This is a genomic window from Rubinisphaera italica (assembly GCF_007859715.1).
GTDB classification, from domain to species: Bacteria; Planctomycetota; Planctomycetia; order Planctomycetales; family Planctomycetaceae; genus Rubinisphaera; species Rubinisphaera italica.
In genome coordinates this window covers 3,744,247-3,768,317 of the sequence record NZ_SJPG01000001.1, presented here as the reverse complement: position 1 = coordinate 3,768,317, position 24,071 = coordinate 3,744,247, and the positions used below count along the sequence as shown (strand labels likewise).

Sequence of the window (24,071 nt, the reverse complement as noted above, 5' to 3'; positions counted from 1 at the left end):
AAAATGTCGTCAGTCGTTTTCTAGAGCAAATTCAAAAATTACCTGCAGTGTTCAGCAGGAGCAAACACATCGTTTTTAGGACATTTGATGTCCATGCGACTGCAGATACCATTTGAAAATGGTCTAATTCATGCCTGCTTAGGCCGCGAATTTCTTCGAGCGCGTGATCGCCCAGTCGTAATAAATGGCTCCTAGTGTCATCAGCAATCCAATGACCAGCAGCCAGGAGAAGGGGTTATCAACATGGATCCCCAGTGCGGGACCACGGATACTGGAAGGACGCTCTCCGGGAAGCAGTTGTGTTAAGTCGGATTCTTCCCGGTCGAAAAAATTGACCGCAAACTCTCCTAGTAATTCTTTACCATCAATCACTTGATACAAGCCAACTTCGGATCGAGGAGGAATTTCCATATTTTCCATTCGAACGAGCGACTTTTCTGTTTCCCCATGCTTGAGGGTCAGTTGCTCCGATTTTTCAAGGCTATCCAACGGAAGAGTAAACGGAATTGATTCATCGAGATGAAAATTCCAGCGACGAAAACCGGGGCGTGAAATACGACATTGTTCGATCAGGTTCGTCCAGAAAATCGGCCAGTCGGGACTTTCTGTTAAGTTCGTTGAGGCCAGATCGATATTGAGCAAATAAGCATTGGACGAAGTATCCAGTCGCTGTCCAAAGAGTAAAGTCGAACCGGCACTAACGATGGGCGTTAATTCTTCGGGCGCATTTTGGATTCCACCCCAGACAACTCCACCCAGAACGATCCCATTCATCAACGGATTTTGTTTTTCGATCAGATAGGGGCCGATTAACGTCTTTCCGTTTTCGGCGACAGTGTTCGGATTTAACGGACCGATCCCCAGCCACCAGAGCGAGCGGTCTCCAGCAGGATTCTCCGCGGCCTGGGAAATGATCAAATCGGAATTGGGGGGATCGCCCAGTTGAACATTCGGTAACACACCAAGGATTTTTTTGATTGGTTCAAAGGCAGAGTGATTCGATGGTAAAGTTACTGCGACTGTCACCAGTCGGACTTCTGGTTCAATCAGGAGGATTTCATGATCGATTGCAAGCGGATCATTTTGGGCTTCAGCTTTAAATTGAATCTGTGAGAGTCCTCCTGGGACAGCCCACTGCATTGCTTTTTCCGTATTGGCAGGAAGAGAGATCGGCTCATCAATCAACTGGTTCGAGCCAGCCGTTGCGGAGAGTTGAACCGTCGCCTCCTCAGATCCCAGATTGGCAATGCGTGTAAACAGAGTTCCTTCGCCTGTGTCGGCATCGAATAACCAGCGAGCGGCGGTAATTGCGACGTTGTTCATTTTTCGACCGACAGAAACAGTCTCCATTCGTTCGGGGACAATTTCGCTTTCGCCGGGAAGACGATCTGTCAGGAACGCAATCCGGCCTTCTTGTTCACCGGCCAGTTGAGCCGCCAGATCCCATGCTGGTCCAAAATCGTGGCTGGTCGATTGGGGTTGCCAATCTTCCAGCGCGATCAACATTTCCTGCCAACTCGCACGGGGGCCAGCGATTAATGTCGGACGGAGACCCGTTAGCAATACAGAAACAACGCCGCCACGTCCCAGTGAGGATTCCTGCTCTTTAAGCCAGTCAATTGCCCGTTCCCTTGAAGAGCTTCCACCGGTTTGAGCAGACATCGAGGCGGAATCATCGAGTACAACCACGAGGTGGGGCTTAGTCATCGTTGAGGCATCTCGAGGATCTGCCAGAAGTAAAGCAATCAGTATTGCAGCCAGCAGTTCCAGTAGTAGTGAACGAGTAATGGGAAGTTGCTCACGTTTTCTACCAGGAGAGTCCTTTCGTGTTTCCTGAGTCCATAAATGCAGGCCTGCAATTGGTAGAGGAGGAAATCGTCGATGGTAGAGATGGATCACGGCAATAATCGGTAAGGCCAGCAATCCAAGTAAACCCCAGGGATTTGCGAAATACATCAATTACCCTTTCCTTAGATTGGAGAAAAGGGATGGACTGGCATTATGATGCGATATCATCGGTCGAGGTTCGTGTTGAATCCTCAGAATGGTGTCCGAATGGTGCATAGGGCCGATGGTTATTCTGAAAAAGTTGAATGCAAATGACAATTGATATCGTCGCTTACCCGAAGTGGGTTGATTATGAATGATCAGACATTTTCGAGTTCAGGGGAAATTCGTCCTGCACGAACTATCACAGAGCAGCGAGATGCGCTCGAACTTCTGGTTCGCGATTCCGGTTCCTTTCAGCTTGATCACGATGTCTCACTGATACTGAATCAGGCGGAAACTGGTGAGTTTGATCTGACGAATTTACTGGTTGCCAGTCAAACAACTGACGAACAAAACTCCTCCCCCATTATTCTTGGAGCAATTCTACTGATTGTCCAGCCAGATGGAACAGGTTTGGTCTGGCCACCTTCGGTCTGTGTAAAAAATGTGATTGCCGAAAAGAGGAACGAAATTCGAGACTGCTTGCTCAATTACGCTACCAAGGTTGCTCACTCCTGCGATTGCACACACATGCAGTGTTCCGTCAGTGCTGATCAGGAGGTGAATCTGGAAGTCTTCCAGAAGTCCAAATTTCAAGAGTTAGGGAATTTGCTTTTCCTGGCGAGGAAGGCTGCAATGAAATCCGGCCTGCCCAGATCTGCCATGCGCAAAAACCTGAAGTTGATTCCCTATCAGAAAATTATTGACGAGTATCAGCTGGCAAAATTGATCGATCGCACTTATGAAAATTCACAGGATTTTCCTGAACTCCAGGGCCAGCGAACCGGAGAGCAGGCCATTCGATCTCATCAGACTCAGGGGAAGTACCATCCTGAATGGTGGCTTGTCATTGAACATGAAGGTGAAGGGGTTGGGATTCTCTTTTTTGCAGAACATACCGAGTTTGAGCAAGTCGAATTGATTTATATCGGAATTACAGAAAAATACCGAAAACAGGGATTTGCAAAAACAGCACTCGCACAAGCGCTCCAGAAATTTGAACGAGATGAGAAATCGGTTTTTCTAGGGGTAGATGCCCGAAATCATCCAGCAGTAAGACTTTACGCATCGTTGGGGTTCGTTCAGATTTCGGAACAACGGATTCTATTTCGCCCACTGAAGAAACACGGAGATTGAAATCAGCACGTTTTGGACAATACTTTGAGGTCTACTTCTGCGACCGGTGATGCTGCAATCTCATGCAGTTCAAGACCTTTGGGAGAACCGAAAAAAAGTTTAAGCTTCGCGAAATCTTTATCAGATTTTTACGTTTGACACACCGTTTCAGATCGATACGATCGACGCCGCTGAGTGAGTAAAACCTGAGTCCATTCAACCAACTGAATGAGACCTCTCGAATAAAATAACTTTGAGAAACTCTCAGTATTTACCATGTGTTGTATGTATTTGGGACGAGCTCGAATTTTTGGGCTGACCAACCCTTTCTGTCAATTTAATAACCCGTTATAACTCTCTGATAACCAACCGAATGAACTCGCCCAGTTCGCCATTACGGCGAAATCTGGCGGGGAATGTTTTGCGTGTTGGGAATCAAATCCTGGGAAATAGACTTATCGAACGAGTCTATCAGGATAACTCGCTGTACAAGGATGTGATTTAATCACAGTGCTCCCTTAAAGATCTGATCTCCCCAGCAGGTAGAACGAATATCTTCGCAATTGATATTCTTTGGGATGATGATCAGGAAAACCAACGGCTAGCTGGGGACGCAAGATGCCACCCGAATGGAGTCATTCGAGCAATGAAGGTTCGACCCAATCGATTTCTACAGATCGCCCATATGCTGAAAAATTTCAGCAGAGTTTGCGACAACTCATTGGAGAATCACGCTATCAGAAGTGGTTTCAAAACCGCAGCACGGTTACCATTCATGGTGACGTGTTAGTGGTGGGAGTCGCCAGTCCTTTTCTCACTAAATGGATGTCGAAAGAATTTCAGCAACCTGCAACTCAAATCGCCCGAGAATGTCTGGGGCTTGCTGCGCAGGTTCGCTTTGAAGTCGATGCGGCAGCGGCAGAACAGTTGAGTGCGTTTCAGTCTCAAGTTTCATCTTCATCGGAAGTGAAGTCCGTGGTAACGACACTACCTCATTCTGCGAATGAAGAATCGAAGGATGGTTCGTCAGTCACAACTGCGGCTACTCTGCCTGCGATGAAAAAGAATCAAAAGATTCGCGGCCGACTGGCTCCCCGCCGGCGTCGATTTGCAAGTCTGAACGATTTCGTGACCGGCCCGGGAAATCATGTCCCACATGCCATGGCTAAAATTGTCGCCGAACATCCCGGCGAGCAATACAATCCGCTCTACTATTACGGAGGGGTTGGAATCGGGAAGACGCATTTGCTCGAAGGGATACATCGGGAAGTCCGACAAAACTATCCCGATTGGCAAGTGATGTCCCTGACCGCAGAAGCATTCGGGAACTATTACACGAAAGCTCTTTATGAAAAATCGCTACCGGCTTTCCGAAAAAAGTTTCGAGCAGTCGATGTGTTGATTGTTGATGACATCGATTTTCTGGATGCCAAGAAAGGTTTTCAGGAAGAGTTCTGTCATACGATCCAGGAACTGATTTCCTACGGTCGTCAGGTCGTACTGGCAGCAGATCGACATCCTCGAATGCTGACTCACCTGCGGCCTGAACTGAGTACCCGATTCCTTTCAGGACTGGTCACACGATTGGAATCTCCCGATCTGGAAACTCGTCGTGAGATTGTCAGGCGTCATACCGATAAACTTTCTCTGCCTGTCACAGATGATGCAATCGATTTTGTCGCGACAAAGTTTTCACGCAATGTGCGTGAACTGATCGGAGCGATCAATTGCCTGCAGACTTATCATCACATGACTAAACGAATGGTCGGCATTACCGCCGCCCGCGAGATTTTACGCGACCTCGAGCGGGACTGTCTGAAGATTGTACGGACATCTGATATTCAACATGCCGTCTGTAATTTGTTTGGGGTCCAGCCGGAAGATTTGATTTCTGCCAAACGATCCCGCAATCTTTCTCAGCCGCGGATGCTGGCCATGTATCTGTCTCGTCAATGGACGCAGGCTGCTTATCATGAAATCGGTAAACAGTATGGCGGTCGCAATCACAGCACGGTCATGTCGGCTGAAAAGCGAATGAAGCAGATGCTCGAACGAAATGAATCGATCCAGATTTCAACCCGCAAATGGTCTGCTCAAGAGATTGTTTCAACTCTCGAAGAACAATTGCAGGTTGGATAGAATTTTGAACCACGGATGGACGCGGATAAACGCAGATCTTGAAAATCCGTGCTTATCCGTGTCCATCCGTGGTTCCTTTCATACAGATCGATTTTCTATTCAGATGCTTCCCGCCATTTCATAATGGCCTGCCTGTCGATTTGCTGATCTCTTACTAACAAAAACGACAACTTCTGGCAGAGTTCCGTCGAGGCTGTATTCCACATTTCAGTGAAACGGAGTGGGGTTCCCGGATTGAGCATTTTTGATTCGACCACTTGCAATAGGAACAGAATTCGGTCTCCTGTTTCCCAATTCCGTTCGACCTGACAATCGAATGCACAGATTGCGTCTGAAAGAACAGGGGCTCCTGTTTTAAGCGTTTGAATATCAATCTGTGCGAATTTATCAATTTTCGCGCCAGACGGAACTCCAAACTTCTCTACCCATTCGCATTTCTCCTGACTGAAGAGATGCAGTACACAGGTGCCTGATTCTTCCAAAAGCCGACAGGTTTCATGCTGTCGAGCCAGTCCGATGACAAACCGCGGACAATCCGGCACGATCGATGCTTTTGTCACAAACGTTGCAATTAGACCACTACGGCGATTCTGGGAGGCCGATGTAATCAACCAGAGTTGAGGATCGATCAATGCGAAGGGGTCATTTGAAATTGGATTATCGTCAGAATTCATACAGTCCAAACCTGTTAAGAGGCACTCTATTTATTGAATATGCCGTTCGGGAAAAATCTTATCAATTGTAATCACTCTGAACTGCGCACGTACTCATTGTGAACTATGGTTAAGTGTTGAGTAGAACGCGACATGAATGCTGAGCGAAGAGCGTGCATCAACTTGTCGAACTTCTGCAAGCATAACAATGGAATCATGCACAATTACAACGCTGATGGAGACTCTCGATGGCCCCTGTAAAACCTCCTCAAACACGCACAACCCGCAATGGTGTTTTTTCTCAGGACGATTTTGAAACCCTCAAACGTCTGATTCATGGCAAGTTGGTCGATAAGCTCGATCTGTCTCGCCTGGGAGATTTGGAAGGGGATACGCTACGACGAGAAATTCGTCTTGTTGTCGAGCATTTGTGCGATACCGAAAATCCTCTGCTGAACCGTTCCGAACGCGAACGCTTGATTGACGAAGTTCTCGATGAGACCTTCGGTTTCGGCCCTCTCGAAATCCTGATGAAAATGGATGACGTGGCCGACATCATGATCAACGGTCCCAAGAATGTCTTTCTGGAAAAAGCGGGACGAATTGTCAAATCGGAAGTCACATTCCGCGACAATGCTCACTTGCTGCAGATTCTGGATCGAATCGTTTCACGCGTCGGACGACGTGTCGATGAGAGTACCCCGATGGTCGATGCCCGGCTGCCGGATGGGTCTCGTTTGAATGCCGTCATCCCGCCGCTGGCTCTGGATGGTCCTTCACTGACGATTCGAAAGTTCGGGGCGAATCCGCTGACGCTGGAAAGTCTCCTCAAATTTGGAGCTTTCACTCCAGAGATGGCGATGTTCCTCGAAGGAGCCACTAAGGCACGTCTGAATACAGTGATTTCTGGGGGTACTGGTTCCGGTAAAACGACATTGCTCAATACACTGTCGAGTTTCATCCAGCCAGATCATCGTATCATTACGATTGAAGATGCAGCCGAGCTTCAACTTCAGCAGGATCACGTGCTACGGCTCGAAACACGTCCAGCCAACATCGAAGGGAAAGGCCGCGTCTCTGCGACTGACCTCGTGAAGAACGCACTACGTATGCGACCAGACCGAATCATCATCGGGGAATGTCGTGGAGCAGAAACGCTCGATATGTTGCAGGCGATGAACACGGGTCACGAAGGTTCGCTGACCACGATTCACGCTAACAATCCTCGCGATGCCGTCTCCCGTATGGAAACCATGATTTCGATGGGCGGAATCGAACTGCCGATGAAAGCGATTCGCCAGCAGTTCAGTGCAGCCGTCGATTTGATCATTCAGTCGAATCGACTGCAGGGTGGTCCTCGAAAGGTGACTCATATAACCGAAGTGCTCAACATGGAGCAGGAAACGATCATCATGCAGGATATTTTCCTGTTCGTACAGGATGGAATTTCTGAAGACGGACGTGCGTATGGTCACTTTGAATCGACGGGGGTTCGTCCTCACTGCATGGATCGCATGGAAGCGGCTGGAGTTCGATTGCCGAGCAATTTGTTTTCAGCCCGAGTATTGGGATAACTGAAAACTGTAGGTTAGGCAGTGCCTGACCTACAAGTGATGATTAATTCAACTTGTTCCCAAGGAGGACCTTGGGAACAAGTATATAATTTTAATTTCAATCAGATGCATGCATTTCAGAATATTTCGTTTTGCAGGAATTGGCTGAAGCAACTGCTATTGCCGATCAGATAAATTCAGGTGTCACATGGATCCACTTTTCATTTCAATTGTTGCCTTTGTCGCTGTTGTTGCGATTATTGTTGCCATCATGCTGGTAATGAATGACTTCAGCAATACCGATGTTGAAGATCGTCTGCAGGTCCTGACCGGCCACAAGAACGATACGGAAGAAGATGGTGACGACGATAAGATTCTCAAGAAGCAGATGCTTAAAGATGGCGTCGGCGGGATGTCGAAAGCCTTTAACAATCTGATTTCCAAGTTCGGAAATCTCCCACTGATTTTCGAGCAGGCTCACTCTCCGATTGGGATTGAAGTTTTTGCGGTTATTTCGATTGTGTTTGCAGCTGTTGGAGTTGTCGGAGGAATGGCCGCTCATGCTCCTACCCCGTTATTGCCGGTTTGTGCAATATTTGCAGGCATTTTGCCGTACATGTGGATTTTACGTCGACGGAAAAGACGCTTTGCCCGATTTGGTGCTCAGTTACCGGATGCATTGGAATTGATTGCCCGGGCATTGCGATCTGGTCATAGTCTGGCATCCGGGATTCAGGTGGTCGTCCATGAAATGCCAGAACCAATTTCCAACGAATTCGGAATGGCCTACGAAGAACAAAACCTCGGGATACCGATCGATCAGGCATTAAAGAATGTATTTCGTCGTGTGCCGAACCTCGACTTCAAATTCTTCGTGACTGCAGTTGCGATACAACGTCAGGCTGGGGGAGATCTGGCGGAAATTCTCGATAAGATCGGACATATCGTTCGTGAACGCTTCCGCATTATGGGACAGGTTCAAGCCTTGACTGGGGAAGGTCGTATCAGTGGCGTCGTATTGATGGCTCTGCCGATTGTGCTGTTTTTCGTGATGTACTACCTGAATGCAGAATACATGATGCTCCTCTTCACTGAAGAGTTAGGCCGCAAGATGATTGCAGGAGCCGTCTTCTTGCAAATACTGGGGGCGATCACCATTAAAAAGATTATTGAAATTAAGATTTGAGTTGTTGCCAGGTAGGACAGGCTTCCAGCCTGTCTGAATTAACATTTTGCGTTTTCTGCTAATCAATGATTCAATAATTACAGGCAAGATGCCTGTCCTACAAATAATATTTATAGAAGTTCAATTTCGAGGTTCCGACAATGGATATGGTCACAATTCTGCCGTACGCAATTTTTGGCGGCATCTCGGCTTTGATCTGGTTTGCCGTCAGCCATTTCAGCGAAAAGGACGATCGCGTTTCCGAACGTCTGATGGACATTCGCGATCCCGGACGTCGCAACAAAGAACAGCAGGAAAAGTCGGAAGGTGTTTCCGGCATGATCGGCAAGGCTGCCCCGACATTGTCGAAGGCCTTGAAACCGAAAACGGAACTGGAAGAAAGTGTTCTGAAAGTCCGCATGGCCAATGCTGGTTTTAATTCCCCCACAGCTCCTCAGGTTTTCCTTTCGATCAAACTACTTTCGATGATTGTAGGCGTGATTATCGGTGCGGCTTTTGGATTCATCAGTTGGGGGAACACCCAAAGTGGCTGGTCGGCGTTTGCAGTTGGAGCAGGACTTGGATTTTATATTCCGGAGTTGGTCATGGGATATCTGCGCATGAAGCGTAAGCAAAATATCTTCCTGACGATGCCTGATGCACTCGACCTGCTGGTCGTATGTGTGGAATCCGGTCTCGGTCTCGATGCCGGAATGCGACGGGTGTCGGAAGAATTATCAGATACTGCTCCAGATATCTGTTCAGAATTTAATCTGGCAAACTTTCAGTTACAAATGGGCCGTCCCCGACGCGAAGTGCTGCACGATATGGGTGTTCGCACAGGTGTCGACGATATGAAAGCCCTGGCTGCGATTCTGATTCAAGCCGACCGCTTCGGCTCCTCAATCGCCCAGGCATTACGGGTTCAGTCCGACAGTATGCGTGTCAAACGTATGCAAATGGCAGAAGAAAAAGCTCAAAAAACTGCGGTGCAAATGATCTTTCCACTGGTGCTCTTCATCTTTCCCGGAATCTTCGTGGTACTGGTTGGACCAGCTGCCATTTCGATGATGGACAGTCTGCTGGCGATGTAAACGATTGCGGTTACACGTTCTGTAACGATTGTGGAATCGGAAAAAACATGTGATCAGGCTGATCTGGGAGGAATTTCCTGTTAAGATCGATGAGATATTGCACAATGAATGAAGATTCTCCTTCACTTATTGAGAGCATCTACATTCGTTTTTCTGTTATTGCCATTCCGTCGTTGAATTTAACTGTATTCTCAGCATTATGATCTCATCGATATCTACCTGTCCGAAATGCAAAACCCTCATTCTGGATGACACGTTAATCTGTCCCCAGTGTCACCATGTTTTGCAGGAAGGAGCCGACCACGTCGCGGATGTTTATACATCCTCGGACGATCGTTACGACGGTTCCAATGAAATTGCCTGTCGTGACTGCAAAGCCATGAACCGCAAAGGGCTGGTTCGCTGCTGGCAATGCGGTGCCTTTATGCAGGAAGACATGGAAAAAGTCTATCAGGAAATGCTCCTGAGGCCGGCAGCGATCATTGAAGATGATGACTTAGAAATCCAGGAAATAACTGCGAAAACTCAACAGTCTGATGCGACTGCCATTCCATCACTCGACGAAGACGAAGACGATGACGATTTCGAGTTGGATGTCAGCTTTGACATGGTCGAAGCGGAAGAGAATTGGTTTCCAGATTCTAATCACGATGCCCCCGCATTCGATGATGACGAAGAAGAAGCCGAGTCTGCACCCGTTGCCAAGCTAGAACCAGAAGTCGAAGAAGAGGAAGACCTGCTCAAACTGGCAGAGAAAGAGGAAAAAGAGCTTTCCCGTCAAAAATCACGTAAGAAGAAAGCCGCGCCTAAGAATACGTTTCTCATCCAGGGACCTTGCGGCGACTGTAAAATTCGCGTTCAGCGATACCATCAGGGAGAAATCGGACAATGCCCCAAATGCACATTGCCGTTTCTGGTTCCGATTATCGATAAGCCAAAAAGTAAGAAGGCTGAAAAGGAAACAAAAAAAGAGCCTCTGCCTGAGAAACTCAAAATTGAAGGCGTCCACTGGCATGAAATCGCCATCGCCAAATTCAAGCCCAAGGCGAATGCCCTCAAAGGCAAAGGGGAAACCCCTGATTTAATTCGCTGGAACGATGAATTGATTTTCGTCTGGCCAAAACAAAAAGGAGTGAAGGGGAACGCTGCCAAACAGGCGGAAACGGTTCGGCAGAATGTGGCCGAACATCTGCAATCAGGGAAGCCCATGCAGGCACTTCCGACAGATCGATTCGAGGTTCTTCCCAAAGGACAGCTTTCACAGTTGTTCCTGGTTCAGCCTCCTTATGACAATAACTTCACAAATGGCGAACAGGTGTTTGGTCCGGGAGTGTTAGCAATAGAATTGCCACCTGCTCCTGTTATCGCAGCAGAAACTCAACATCCCTCGTTAACGCAAACAAAACCGGGTAAGAAGCCAAAGAAACCCAAGAAGCCTGCTCCTCCCAAAGAGCCGCCAACGCGTTGCGTTGTCTTGACTCTCTCGCAATATCGCAAAGTGCAGATGTGGTTGGCTGAGATTCTTGATCAATCTGATTTCCTGAAAATGGATGGTATTCCACTCCAAACTCAGACCGCTACGCACACGTGTGCTTTAGCCGAGCATGAATTTGAATCGCTTGAGTTACCTGAATATTATCAGGCTGATCCCGCATTACACGTTGTAGAAGTGGGCTGGCTTTGTCAATGCGGCGAAGTTGCGATGTGTGAAGAACATCGCGCCGAACAGAAATTTGGTGGTAAAAAACCTGCCGGCCTTACAAAAGCCAAATGTCCTAAGTGTGAGCAGAAATTTGGTAAGAACCCACTCTTCCATTTGAAATCCGTTGTGGCTCCCGAGCCAGAAAAAACGGAAGAAGAGAAACTCAAAGAGAAGCAAGCCGCAGAAGGAGAATCGGATGAGGGAGGAACTAAGGAGGAAGCCAAATCGAAGTTCAGCCTGGGCGGATTGCTGAAGAAGAAACCTAAGGGCGAACAGCCAGAGAAAACCTCTGACAAAAAAGCTTTGAAGAAAGAGAAAACAAAGACTCCTGAAGTCTCCACTGCTAATTCAGATACGACGGAAGCAAAAAGTAAGACAGAAGAGAAACCAAAGAAGTCGATGTTTGGTGGTCTCTTCAAAGGGAAAGCCAAAAAAAATAAAGACGAGAAAGCAGATGCGATTCCGCCCGAAGCCAAAGCGGCTGACAACTCTGATGAAACTCCAGCTGACGACACGAAATCCACATAATCCAGGAACTGGACAAAGAGATATTGACGAATTCGGTTGTGATGAGTAGCTTTAATTAGAGTTACTAAAAAAAACGAACTTCACTGCGAACTGAATTCCAAGGCATTATAATGACCTCCAAGTAATTCAATTCGATAGCGGTTCACAGGACGTGTCCGATTATGCACACCGGGTTCGAGTTGCCGCTTGTTCTCCAGGCACCGGCGAAACTCAATCTTTTTCTGAAAATACTGGGGAAACGATCAGACGGATTTCACGAAATTGAAACGCTCATGCAGACTCTCGATCTGCACGATACGCTTCGCTTTCTGTCTTCCTCAAGCGGGAAAGTCTCCCTGCAGATTGATCATGTTTCACCCTGGCAGGCTGCCCGCGAAGTTCTCCCAACCGATCAACGCAATCTCATCGTCCGCGCAGCTTTGCTGCTCAAGGAGCGGACGAATTGTCAGGCGGGTGTCGAAATTCTGCTTCGTAAGCGGATCCCTTCTCAGGCTGGTCTGGGAGGTGGTTCTTCGGATGCTGCAACAACGCTGCTGGCTCTTAATAAGCTCTGGAAACTGGAACTCAGTCCATCGGAGTTGATCCTGATGGCGGCTGAGCTTGGAAGTGACATTCCTTTTTTCGTTACCCGGCAATCAATGGCTATCGGATATGGACGTGGTGAGCAATTGCAGGCAGTGTCAGGCAAACCAATTTCTTATGTGCTCGTAAAGCCGGATTCCGGATTGTCAACAGCAGAAGTTTACTCAAATTGTACAGTTTCCCTATTCCCGCATTCTTCAAAAGAACTGCTAAATGCTCTGCACGGCCCGAACCTCTCACGTGTAAAATACCACTTACATAACAGTTTGCAGGAACCAGCAGAACAACTCAACGAGGATGTTCAAACTGTATTGTCCGTGATGCAGCAGCAGGATTTTTTAGCAACGATGATGAGCGGAAGTGGGACAGCCTGCTTTGGGATTTGTCGCAATCGACGCGAAGCAAACTCTGTTGCCAACAAGCTGCGAAGTTTGTCTCTGGGAACTGTAATTGTCGCTCACAGCCGTGTTTAGCAACTTCGAGGAGTAGGCAGACTATGGAGATTACTGAAGTTCGCATCAAATTGATGGAGGATTCTGGGGAAAGGCTGTGTGCATTTTGCTCAATCACACTCGATTCTTGCTTCGTTATTCGCGATCTGAAAATTATTCAGGGAACAAAAGGAGTCTTTGTGGCGATGCCGAGCCGCAAGCTGACCGACCGCTGCCCGAAGTGTCATTTTAAAAACCATCTTCGAGCGACCTTCTGCAATCAATGCGGAGTGCGCCTGCGTCCCGAACGAGCCGTCAAAGATGACGATGGCCGTGCTAAACTTTATGCAGATATTGCACATCCAATTAACTCGGAGTGCCGCGATTTAATTCAGAAAACCGTGATCTCCGCTTACGAGGAAGAATTGATTCAGGCAAAAAACGAAGGTTACATTTGCTCGTATGACGACTACGGTGAAAGTGCCTTTGCCTCACTGGATGAACAGGAAGACCTGCATCTTCACGAGTCTCCTTCACCAAAACCTGATTCTTCATCAGCAGGAAAGCAGGCCTCCCGTATGACTCTTGAAACCGAAGACGGTAAAGTTCACCGAGTCGATTCCGAATCAAAACCAGAAGTGAATTCGACAAATAATAAAGACCAGTCTTTACGGAATATTCCGCAGAACAACCGCCCATCGAAGGATCCATTCGGTGATGGGATCATATGATATTTCCCGTTAGACCATTTTCAAATGGTTTCTGCAGTCGCATGGACATCAAATGGCTTAAAACACTCAGTTTGCTCCTGCTTTGCGCTGCAGTTCATTTTTGAAAATGCTCTAACAGCAGAGTCCGTTATGATTCGAGAATGGTCGGAATTTATTCGACTGATTCTCTGAATACAGTCGCATATTGATTGTGACAAAACTCGTACCATTACTGACACGGCTCGCCAACGGTTACTGTAAATCGGCAGCAAGTTTCTCAACTACCGATTTCCAGTTACCCCATTCGGCTTGTCGATAAAGCTGCATGGACGGATACCAGGGAGAGTCCTTGCGGTTCAAATGCCATCGCCAATCTGGTGTATGAGGTAGCATGTTCCAGACTGGGCGTTGCATTGCCCCCGCGAGATGGCAGATGGCGGTGTCGACGGTGATCAATAAGTCAATTTCCTGGAGAATTGCTGCTGTGTCTGCGAAATCTTTAACATGATCTTTCGCAGGAATGATCTCTCCTGGCCATGTCTCCAATTCATTTTCATTGGCATCCATTTGCAGACTGACCCAGCGTATCCCTGGAATATCGCTGAGTGGAAATAACGTTTCCAGAGTCATCGTCCGAACGTGATCCTGTGCCTGGGCTGCATTCCCACGCCAGCATAAGCCGACTGTTTTCTGGCTATTCACCGATGTGCTTTCCAACCATTTGACGATCTGTGGATTCTCAGGAGATTGCAGATAAGAGTTCTGCATCCCGATTCCTTCAATTTCCAGATCGAACTGGGACGCTGCGCTCATCAGAGGAAACATGCAATCGGCTTGAGGCAACGGGTCGTCTTCAGAAATGAAAATATCTGCCAGTGGTAAACCCTCCACTCGGCTCGCATTGAGCAATCTCAGCATTTCCGGTGGTGCTCGGAAAATGGTGACGGCATCGGAACGCTCTCGAATCAAGGGGAGAAAGCGTGCGAACATCAATAAGTCTCCAAACCCCTGATCACACACGATGAGTAATTTTTGACCAGAGATTTTTTCCCCAGACCAGCGTTTTAATCCGTTGAGTTCTTCAGGCTGTGGTATCAGACTCAAGCGACGTTCATAATCGGCCCAACCCGCGGAATAGTTTTCAGTCAACAGCAGTGTACTTCCGCGATTGAATGTCGCCAGTGGCAAATCGGGATTCAGTTCAATCGATTTGGAAAACGCCGCCAATGCCTCATCCATTCGATGGGCTGAGCGATAGGCGACTCCCAGGTTATTGGCGATTTCAGCCGAATGAGGAGCCTTGTCCTGAGCCTCAAGACCGGCTGCAATTGCCTTGTCGATTTCGCCAATATGTTCGTAGAGATAGCTGAGGTTGGCCAGAATCGAAATATTCTCCGGCTGCCGGGCCTGCACCTCTTCGCTCAAACGGGTCGCTTCCACATAATTGTGCAGTTGAGCCTGGACAAAAGCAGCTTGTGTCTTCCATTCTATCTCCGTTTCAGAAGACAGATCTTTCTGAAGCAACGTTTCAATTTCCTGAGACGCTTCGGTCCATTGTTCGGTCGTAATCAAGGCCTGGATCCAATCCTGACGACAGGCTTGATCGTCCGGCAATAAACGGACCGCTTCGCGATAGCATTTCTCGGCTTCGCGGACATGTTTCATTTCAAAGAGCAGTTTCCCAAGATTCTGCCACCCCTGTGGGTAATTCTGGTCCGCTTTCAGAGAAGCCTGAAACGCTTTGACCGCTTCCTGTCTCTGATTGAGCGTTTGGTAAGCGACTCCCAGATTATTATGCAAATCGGTCGATTCTGGATGTCGCTCCGCAATCGGCTTGAGATGTTCCACTGCCAGAGCAGCATCCCCTTTCTGCAGAAGCAGAGTTCCGAGCAAGTAGCCGACATTGTCATCCTGATGGGAGTCCAGCAATTGCCTATACAGTGCTTCGGCCGCTTGGAAATTCCCCTGCTGATGGGCATTGGTAGCTTGGGCAAGTTGTTGATCGCGAGTTGATTCCGAAGGTGTCATGGAAGATTTCTTCTCACTATGTATGATGGCTGCTGAAGATCGATTCTCCAGCAAAAAGTAGGACAAGCTTCCAGCTTGTCTTCATGTTGGTTACCACAAACTTCGTTTTCGATAATTAATTAATTTTCTCGCACATCATAACTCATTCAGGATTTCCAACAACATGCTGATGATTGCTCGCCGAATTCATTGGTCATTCCTTTGCGGTCTCGTTTTATTTGCAGGCTGTCAGGATCCTGCAGTAGAGAACAGTTCATCAAAGGAATCCGAATCGACTCAGGCTCCTATGCGTATCGCCAAAGCGATTGATGGAGAGCCTGAGATTTCCGTGGCAACCTTGCGTAAAAAGCTGGGAGCAAATGATCAGGCGGAGTTTACGAAAGCGGGCGGTAAGGTGATTGCGGTCAATTTGGCTCAATCGGGCGTGACTGATATCGCGGCTCTGGAAGGTTTGCCGATCAAGTATTTGAATCTGATGCAACTGCCAATTGAATCGATCGCACCCCTTGAGGGAATGCCTCTGGAGGAACTTTATCTACTGGGGACAAAAGTTTCTGATATTACCCCGATCAAGGGATCTCCCCTGCGTGTTCTCGATATTACGAATACTCCGATCGAGAATCTGCAAAACCTTGTTGGTTTGAAACTGCAGGAACTGTATCTGGAAGGGACAAAAGTCACAGATTTATCACCCCTGGTAGGTATGCCCCTGCAAAAGCTGCGGATGGAACATACACCAGTGGTCGATATCTCCCCACTCGAAGGCATGCAATTGGATCAGCTCGGATTGTTTGATACGCAAGTGACCGACATTTCACCAATTCGCGGCATGCCTCTCGAAACTTTATGGCTGACGGAGACTCAAGTTCAGGACATTACTGTCCTGAAGGGGAATCCCGTGATGAGTCTGGATATTGAAAAAACTCCGATATCCGATTTGAGTCCACTCTCAGGGAATACAAACCTGAAGCGTCTTAACATTGCCGATTCCGCAGTCACCGATTTGACTCCCCTGAAAGGCTTGAAACTGGAACGACTGATCTTCTCACCAGAAAAGATTGAAAAGGGTTTGGATGTCGTGATGACAATGCCGAGCATCCAACAGATTGGGCGAACATTCGATACTGTCACTCAACCCGCAGTCTTCTGGTCTTCATTGCCTCAGCCGACTCCTGAAAAAACCGAAACGCCTCCTCCGGCAGGTACGACTGAGTAATTCCAGATCTGTAGGTCAGGTACAGCCAGACCTGCGCTTTTATTTTCAGTTAAAGTTTATCTGCTCTACACTCCCCAGAATTGAAGAACATTATGCCACAACGAAAACGTCCGGTTCGCTCTCAGGTTCGTAAGCAACGTCAGAAGCAACCTCCTTCAATTCCGCGGACGATTCGCCATGCCGTCTATATCCTGATTGAACGCTATCGCACAACCGGTCAACTCGTGCGGGATCAGGTTCTGGAATTGTTCCTCAACGATGAGATTCGCCCCCAGGCGGTCGCCTGGTCGGAACGCTTGATTTTACGGCAGCGGACAATTGACCGTGTTCTCAAAGAATGTGTCAGCCGGCCCGTCGATCAGGTCCAGGCTTCTTTGTGGACAATTTTACGAATGGGCGCGAACGAATTGCTGTTCGGTCCAGCCGACTCTCAACACGCCGCTATTTCCGAAACGGTAGAGATCTGCCGTTTACTCACGCATCCGGAATGGACCGGATTTGTGAATGGTGTGTTACGTGGTGTACAACGTTTATTGACGGATCAAGTGACGAAAGAAATCGCCGCGAATGCATACCCGTTCGAAAATCATGAATACCGTGTCTTGAACAAAGAGATTTTCCCCGATCTGGAAGCACACTTTCCAAGTTATATGGGATTTGCGTTCAGCTTGCCAGAACCACTGATTCGCGAATGGGATCGACGATATACGCGAGAAGAATTTATCGAATTATGTTGGTCGACCCTGGAAGCTCCGCCGATGCATGTCCGACTCAATCGGATTGCCGTCGAGCCAGCCCAGTGGGTAGAACGTTGTCGCGAAGCAGAGATAGCAGTATCGACAACTGAGGTTCCCGAGTCGATTCGTATCGATCAGAAAGTTCGGCTCAGTAACCTTCCCGGTTTTGAAGCGGGAGAATTTGTTGTCCAGGATATCGCAGCCACGCATGCCGCGAAATTATTGAATCCGTATCCGGGACAGCGGGTACTTGATTTGTGTGCTGGTCCGGGGACGAAAACGACTCAATTGGCAGAACTGATGCTCGATCGTGGAGAATTACTGGCTACTGAAGTCAGCCCGCGTCGAATCGAACAGATTGAAGAAAACGCAAAACGTTTACAAATATCGTGCATCAAGACCTTATTGATTGATCGAGAGGATCCGTATATCTCCGACGAACCTTTTGACGCCATTTTAATCGACGCACCGTGTAGCAATACGGCTGTGCTGGGGAAACGAGCCGAAGCGCGCTGGCGATATTCGATCACCGAGTTGCATCTATTGAACGACATCCAAATGCAGCTGCTTGATACCGCTTCTGAGTTACTAGTTGAAGATGGCCGGATGGTCTATTCGACGTGTAGCATCGAGCCGAAAGAGAACGAGCAGTTGATTTCACGCTGGCTGGAAACTCATCCGGAATTTACTTGTTCAGAAATGAAATCAATTTTGCCAAATGCGAACCGAGATGGCGGATTCTGTGCTCTTGTTGAGAGGCGTGAGAATTCTGAGGAAATTGAAAATGTTGATGAGTTAAGTTGAGTTAAGCAGTTTATTTTATGGCTTCTCAAGAAGCCGATATTCCAGTCGGTCGTTGAGCGATCAATCTGGCTTGTCAACAGCCCAAATCTAATTTGAATGAAAGAAAAACAATCTTTTCAATGAAGGAGGAGGATCTCAGGAAAATATTATTTAAATGTTTTCGTTTATTAAACACAGGTAATTATGCATTATACAAGAAGTGACCCGGGTTATTTCATGGGTTCCGGTTGAACTGGCACAGTCGTTGCAACTTATCACCGATGTAACAACAACTTTCAACTGGGAGACTTTGATAATGAAAACACTAACGACACCGAAATCAAAAAAATCCACCAACGGCTGCAATGTTGCTCCTTATATCCCGACTCCTGCAGAAATCCGAGCGGAATGCAGTGATATTCAGCAATCCTGGAGCGAAGAAGAAATGATGCGACGTCAGCGTGTCACACGTCCGACGAAATTTGCCAAGCAAGTCTATCGAATTCATTTAGATTCGCCGGATATGGAATCGTATTCTTAAAATCAATTGATGACCGCTTGCTGGGACTCAATCATCTCAGTTAAAAAGCATCCGCTCAAAAGAACCTTGACTCCATTGGTGTCAAGGTTCTTTTGCTTAATCGCTTCTTCGTTCCAGGTTGAGCAGGCTGATTTCTGGTCGGGCGCCGATTCGCAGGGGATGTTTTCCTGAAACACCGCGTGAGACGTGCAAGGTCGTTGGTGGTTCATGAAAGACGCCATCTGCGTAGTGCACACCATATCGACTGGGTGAATAGACTGGCCCCAGAATTGGTAGTTTGATCTGGCCGCCATGATTGTGCCCGGAGAGCATGAAAGCGATCTGGTTCTGTCGCGCCCATTTGATGTTATCGGGCGTGTGGCTGAGCAGCATGCGAAAAGTTTGCTCATCAACCTGGTTGAATTTAGGAGCATTTCCCATCCAGGGACGTTCATCACCAGCGATTGCGATTTGTCCTGATCCCTTCGTGATGAATTCCGGTTTCTCTCCGCAAAGTTGCCAGCCGAGTTTAGCCATTCTTTCCCTGATGGGATCGCATTCGAGATGCCAGTCGTGATTTCCCAGAATGTAATAACATCCCAGTGGAGCATGCATCTGTCCAAAAGTTGTGTCGATCCACTCGATCTTTTCCGGTCGATCCAGCAAATCTCCCGTGAAGACGATCATGTCCGGACTCCACTGCTGTGCCTTCTCAAAAACAAGTTCGTAAAAAGGTCGATCAATAGTTCCCAGAAAATGGACATCACTAATATGGAGAAGCTTCGTACCGGAAAACTCTGCAGGCAGACGGTCGAATGTGAATGTTTTCTCATTAAACTCCGGCGAAAAAGCCTGATTGCCGGGAACTCTCAGCAGCTTTTGGTAGGGGCCTTCACCGCGTGATTTTTGTCCGAGGATTTGTTCCGTATGAACGATTTCCCGATGGTCGACAGAATAGCCGGGAGGCTTGATTCTCAGAAATCTTTTCAGCAGCGTTGTACTGAGCATGATCAAGCCGACTCCTGAAAGCAGCCAGGGTGTGAAAAGCCAGATTTCATTTTGCTGAGGAAGAGCAATAATTCCCGCAATCTGATAATGCGATGTCATCGAGACGCGAATCAGGCTGAATAATAGTGCGAAAGGGACTGTGAGGATGCCGATGTCGTGCGCAATTCGATATTTATCGAGTGTCTCCGATGGTATCGGCAAACTGTAAACCCGATTTGTATACGACGTCCAAAACCAGGAATTTCCCAGCACACCCAGAAACAGCAATCCAATTGCAGTGAAAATTTCCATGATCAGATTCACGATGGCCAGAAATATCTGGTCTGAGAGGCTTCAATTTTTGCAAACTGAAAGCAGAATTCATTTCATGCAAAAAGACAAACATCCTGTCTTTTCAGAACCCGGATCGTATCAGTGCCGGAAATATTCAACAAGATGGCTTTGAACCAGTATTTAAAGCCATCTTAATAGTGTTTGGTTAGCGAGTCGGGTTCTCATACCAGATTACACCCAGATTATCCCGTTCTTCACAGGTGAGCAGATCCAGGTCACCGTCGGCATCCAGGTCGATCATTTCGATCAGATCGTACTTGATCCCTTGTTCCGTTCCTGAGATTTCATGAAATACTGGCTCTGAGATTTGACAGGCAGCATTCTCAAGCTTGAAGCCAGAGAGCCAGTAAACCCCATGCTTTTTCTCAGCATGTTCGCAGGTTGCGATTAGATCGAGTTGATGATCGAGATCGACATCCACCAACCTCGCACATTTGGCCGTTCCAACTTTCTCAGGGTAGTGCAAGGAGACAGACTTGAATGTTGGTGTCTTTAATGCTTTCGATTGTGAGGGAACATTCCAATAAATTTCAAACTCTCCATTTTTTACCGGGCAGACAAAATCGATTAGGCCATCATGGTTTGCATCGGTGGTCGTCAAAAACATGACTTCTTTTCCCTGACCACCGATAGCGATTTCCAGCCAGTTGGCCGGATCAGTGCGATCTCCCGGATTAATTCGACACCAGCAGCCGCGCCGGGGACCTTTGCGATCCGAATAGAAAATGTCCAGATCGCCATCGAGATCGATATCGACCTGATCGAGAGTCATAATCCAGCCGGCTGGTCCGATTGGGTACCAGTTCGCATCTGCAGGATTCTCCGCAACTGGATCGTACCAGCCGATTTGTCCATGCGGATCTTTCGAGCCACACAGCAGCTCCCAACTCAAATCCTCATCCAGCTGAGCAGCTTGTCCGAACATCCAGCGGGTTTTCTTTTGCGAATCGACAATGGCCTGAGTTTCCCAGTCAGAGGATTTCAATAACTGAGCAGGTCCGAACGGGCACAAATGCACGAAGAGTGACTGCTGATTTCCTTCGCAGCAACTGACAATATCGAGCTTACCATCGGCATTTACATCCGCGAAAAAAGCATCTTCTGGAGATTTGACTTTCCCGACGGTGACCGCCGGCCAGGGTTGTTTCACGAGAGAGCGTGCGGGTTGAATGTAGAGGCGAATCTGTCCTCCTTCTTCCCATCCGGTGGTGATATCGAGCAGATGATCGCCATTCACATCCGCCAGCTTTATACCGTCTGCACCGCGCGATGTATTGTCGATGACGTGCATATTCCAGGGTTCTGCTGAGACTCCAGTGGCGAGAGATAAAGAAAGCCATGTGAACAGAAAAACGTGTCGCAGGTTGATTTTCACAAGAAGCTCCTTGGGTCATCACAGAGTTATTGCTTGCACACTTTCGCATCGTCGTGGGAATCCGTATTGTAACAGAGTTGATTCATATGATTGTAGCTCCGCACATAATTCTTAAGATTTTTACTTCATCAGGTTTTTCATGTCACTCTTTCATTCTCGAAGAACTGCTCTCAAGCAATTGGCAGCCGCAGGTCTGGTTCCATTTGTCTCACTGGAACAAATCTTCGCGGCTCCTGCCGAAAAGCTGCCGCCCGTTCGCACGATCACAAAAGGCCCTAAACATCATTGGTTCGGTTATTACGACAAACTGGAATTCGATCCAACAAATCGATACGTCCTCTCCAATGAAGTCGAGTTTGAACATCGGACCCCGAATGCAGACGACCGCATCGCAGTTGGCATGGTCGATACTCAAAATAATGACGAATGGATTCCCCTCGGCAAAAGCGATTCCTGGGGCTGGCAGCAGGGGTGCATGCTGCAGTGGCGGCCGGGATCAAAATCGGAAGTTGTCTGGAACGATCGGGAAGGGGATCAGCATGTCTGCCGTGTGAAAGATATCCAAACGGGAGCCACGCGAACATTGCCTCGGCCGATTTACACGCTCAGTCCCGATGGAAAATGGGCGATCACTGCTGATTTCTCCCGCATTCAAAGGATGCGTCCCGGCTATGGATATGTCGGTCTGGAAGATCCCTGTCGAACCGAACGTGCACCGGAAGAATCGGGTGTCTGGCGGATGGACATGACCACCGGCGAGACGCAATTGATTTTCTCACTGGCCGATGCGGCTGCCATTCCTTTTCAAGGCAAATCGCTGCAGGAAAAATGGAACTACTTCAATCACCTGTTGATCAGTCCGGACAGTTCACGATTCATCGTGCTGCATCGCTGGCGGGAAAGCACTGGTGAAGGGACAGAGGCAGAGCCGACGGGTCGGTTTGATACGCGGATGTTTACAGCCGATATTGATGGATCGAACCGCTACATTCTCGATCCTTCGGGTTACACGTCACACTTTATCTGGAGAGATCCCGAGCATATTTGTGCCTGGACGAAACCGGAAGGCAAAGACTCGAAATTTTATCTCTTCAAAGACCAGACCGATCAGGTGGAAGTTGTGGCTCCCGATGTCATGGCGGTCAATGGTCACAACACCTATCTCCCAATTGCGAATGGCGACTGGATTCTGAACGATACCTATCCCCAGGGCAGCGAGCGATTGCAGACACCGTACCTGTATCACGTTCCCACAGGACGCCGATTCGATCTGGGACATTTCCATCTCCCATCAAAATATAAGGGAGAATGGCGATGCGATCTGCATCCTCGTTCCAGTAACGATGGCAAAACAATCGCGATCGATTCGCCTCACACCGGAGCAGGGCGGCAGGTGCATTTGATTGATGTCAGCGAGATTGTTGGTTGAAAAGTGAATCGATTATGTAACGATGACTCTGTAGAACAGAAACCGCTGTGACCATCTCATATAATAATATTGTCAATTTTGAAAGTAATTCCGAGTGAAGACAAACCCAGTAAAGCGTGCGTTAAAAGAAGGCAAACCTCAAGTTGGAACGTGGTTGTCTCTGGAAAGTATTTTTGCGACCCGCTTCATGGCGCGTGTTGGCTTTCCGTGGTTAACCGTTGATATTGAGCATTCGCCGGTAAGTTGGGAGACGGCTGCCCACATGTTTGCCGCCATCGCCGATGCAGGTTGCGTTCCGCTGGCCCGTGTCCCACGCGGCGATCACGATCATATCAAACGTGTTCTCGATGCCGGTGCGATGGGAATTGTCGTGCCGATGGTCAATACGGTCGAACAGGCCAAAGCTGCAATTGCTGCTGCCAAGTATCCCCCGGTGGGAGATCGTTCTGTGGGCGGAGCAATTCATGCGCTGAATTTCAATGCTGCTGCAGGCGACTATTTCAAACATGCTAACGATGAAATCCTCGTTGTTTTACAGACTGAATCGCCGGAAGGAGTCGAAAATGCGGAGGAGATTTATTCGCTCCCCGGAGTCGATGCAATTTTTGTCGGGCCGAACGATCTGAAATTTCAGATGCGGAATTTCACGGAAGATGGCAGCGATCCAACTCCCGAAGAGTTCGAAGCGATGCTGCAGCGGGTTCTTGCCGCAGGTAAGAAAACGGGAACACCCGTCGGAATTCATACGATGACTGTCGAAGATTGCCAGCGGCGAATCGACCAGGGCTGGCAGTTCCTCGCAATGGCCAGTGAACTCAAAATGATGGTTAATGAGGCCAGCCGAGTTGTTAAAGAACTGGGATTAGCCGCTGAATCGGATTTGGCGAAGTATTAATTTTACAATTACGGAAGCTACGTTAATCAACATTGAGTAACAAATCATATTTGATAAGACAGAACTGAAATAGGGTGGCGGGGGT

Annotated in this window: 18 protein-coding genes; 13 read left to right on the top strand and 5 right to left on the bottom strand. The window is 48.1% G+C overall.

The genetic code is table 11. The annotated features are described in order from the left end of the window. Positions 1-138: 138 nt before the first annotated feature. Positions 139-1,956 carry a vWA domain-containing protein gene (locus tag Pan54_RS14080; protein ID WP_146504084.1) on the bottom strand — a complete coding sequence of 606 codons (1,818 nt, stop codon included), beginning with the start codon at positions 1,954-1,956 and terminating at the stop codon, positions 139-141. 183 nt (positions 1,957-2,139) lie between these two features. On the opposite strand from Pan54_RS14080, the gene Pan54_RS14075 reads away from it, so the two are divergent. Together Pan54_RS14075 and dnaA are read left to right on the top strand one after the other, a co-directional pair. Continuing rightward, positions 2,140-3,126, top strand: coding sequence for a GNAT family N-acetyltransferase (locus tag Pan54_RS14075; protein ID WP_146504083.1), 987 nt, complete (start codon positions 2,140-2,142; stop codon positions 3,124-3,126). A 597-nt stretch (positions 3,127-3,723) separates the two neighbouring features. Beyond that, positions 3,724-5,244, top strand: coding sequence for a chromosomal replication initiator protein DnaA (dnaA, locus tag Pan54_RS14070; protein ID WP_146504082.1), 1,521 nt, complete (start codon positions 3,724-3,726; stop codon positions 5,242-5,244). Positions 5,245-5,339: 95 nt separating this feature from the next. Here dnaA and Pan54_RS14065 read toward each other — a convergent pair whose 3' ends face one another. Then, entirely contained in the window at positions 5,340-5,918 is a 579-nt protein-coding gene (locus Pan54_RS14065; RefSeq protein ID WP_146504081.1) for a flavin reductase family protein, read from the bottom strand. A gap of 227 nt (positions 5,919-6,145) precedes the next feature. On the opposite strand from Pan54_RS14065, the gene Pan54_RS14060 reads away from it, so the two are divergent. The 6 genes from Pan54_RS14060 to Pan54_RS14035 all read left to right on the top strand — a co-directional run bounded on the left by Pan54_RS14060 (position 6,146) and on the right by Pan54_RS14035 (position 13,683). Then, entirely contained in the window at positions 6,146-7,471 is a 1,326-nt protein-coding gene (locus tag Pan54_RS14060; protein ID WP_146504080.1) for a CpaF family protein, read from the top strand. A gap of 187 nt (positions 7,472-7,658) precedes the next feature. Further along, positions 7,659-8,636, top strand: coding sequence for a type II secretion system F family protein (locus tag Pan54_RS14055; RefSeq protein ID WP_146504079.1), 978 nt, complete (start codon positions 7,659-7,661; stop codon positions 8,634-8,636). A gap of 140 nt (positions 8,637-8,776) precedes the next feature. Next, positions 8,777-9,709 (top strand): type II secretion system F family protein, encoded by a 933-nt coding sequence (locus tag Pan54_RS14050; RefSeq protein ID WP_146504078.1) that lies wholly within the window; start codon positions 8,777-8,779, stop codon positions 9,707-9,709. A gap of 199 nt (positions 9,710-9,908) precedes the next feature. Next, positions 9,909-11,939 (top strand): hypothetical protein, encoded by a 2,031-nt coding sequence (locus Pan54_RS14045; RefSeq protein ID WP_146504077.1) that lies wholly within the window; start codon positions 9,909-9,911, stop codon positions 11,937-11,939. A gap of 161 nt (positions 11,940-12,100) precedes the next feature. Further along, positions 12,101-12,994 (top strand): 4-(cytidine 5'-diphospho)-2-C-methyl-D-erythritol kinase, encoded by an 894-nt coding sequence (gene ispE, locus Pan54_RS14040; protein ID WP_146504076.1) that lies wholly within the window; start codon positions 12,101-12,103, stop codon positions 12,992-12,994. 23 nt (positions 12,995-13,017) lie between these two features. Next, on the top strand, positions 13,018-13,683 hold the full coding sequence (locus Pan54_RS14035) for a SpoVG family protein (RefSeq protein ID WP_146504075.1): 666 nt from the start codon (positions 13,018-13,020) through the stop codon (positions 13,681-13,683). Between the two features lie 231 nt (positions 13,684-13,914). Here Pan54_RS14035 and Pan54_RS14030 read toward each other — a convergent pair whose 3' ends face one another. Further along, the gene (locus Pan54_RS14030) at positions 13,915-15,690 is read right to left on the bottom strand and encodes a tetratricopeptide repeat protein (RefSeq protein ID WP_146504074.1); all 1,776 of its coding nucleotides are present in this window, start codon (positions 15,688-15,690) and stop codon (positions 13,915-13,917) included. 163 nt (positions 15,691-15,853) lie between these two features. Here Pan54_RS14030 and Pan54_RS14025 point away from each other — a divergent pair, with 163 nt between their 5' ends. From Pan54_RS14025 to Pan54_RS14015, 3 genes are all read left to right on the top strand, one after another. Beyond that, entirely contained in the window at positions 15,854-16,906 is a 1,053-nt protein-coding gene (locus Pan54_RS14025; protein WP_146504073.1) for a leucine-rich repeat domain-containing protein, read from the top strand. Positions 16,907-16,998: 92 nt separating this feature from the next. Beyond that, positions 16,999-18,447 carry an RsmB/NOP family class I SAM-dependent RNA methyltransferase gene (locus Pan54_RS14020; RefSeq protein WP_146504072.1) on the top strand — a complete coding sequence of 483 codons (1,449 nt, stop codon included), beginning with the start codon at positions 16,999-17,001 and terminating at the stop codon, positions 18,445-18,447. 295 nt (positions 18,448-18,742) lie between these two features. Further along, positions 18,743-18,967, top strand: a complete 225-nt coding sequence (locus tag Pan54_RS14015; RefSeq protein ID WP_146504071.1) for a hypothetical protein — start codon at positions 18,743-18,745, stop codon at positions 18,965-18,967. A 96-nt stretch (positions 18,968-19,063) separates the two neighbouring features. On the opposite strand, the gene Pan54_RS14010 is transcribed toward Pan54_RS14015, so the two are convergent. Further along, positions 19,064-20,245 carry a metallophosphoesterase gene (locus Pan54_RS14010; protein ID WP_146504070.1) on the bottom strand — a complete coding sequence of 394 codons (1,182 nt, stop codon included), beginning with the start codon at positions 20,243-20,245 and terminating at the stop codon, positions 19,064-19,066. Between the two features lie 187 nt (positions 20,246-20,432). Continuing rightward, complete coding sequence (locus tag Pan54_RS14005) at positions 20,433-21,662, bottom strand: FG-GAP repeat domain-containing protein (RefSeq protein ID WP_146504069.1); 1,230 nt, start codon at positions 21,660-21,662, stop codon at positions 20,433-20,435. A gap of 139 nt (positions 21,663-21,801) precedes the next feature. Here Pan54_RS14005 and Pan54_RS14000 point away from each other — a divergent pair, with 139 nt between their 5' ends. After that, positions 21,802-23,091 carry a hypothetical protein gene (locus Pan54_RS14000; RefSeq protein ID WP_146504068.1) on the top strand — a complete coding sequence of 430 codons (1,290 nt, stop codon included), beginning with the start codon at positions 21,802-21,804 and terminating at the stop codon, positions 23,089-23,091. A gap of 94 nt (positions 23,092-23,185) precedes the next feature. Next, the gene (locus Pan54_RS13995; RefSeq protein WP_146504067.1) at positions 23,186-23,986 is read left to right on the top strand and encodes an HpcH/HpaI aldolase family protein; all 801 of its coding nucleotides are present in this window, start codon (positions 23,186-23,188) and stop codon (positions 23,984-23,986) included. Positions 23,987-24,071 lie beyond the last annotated feature (85 nt).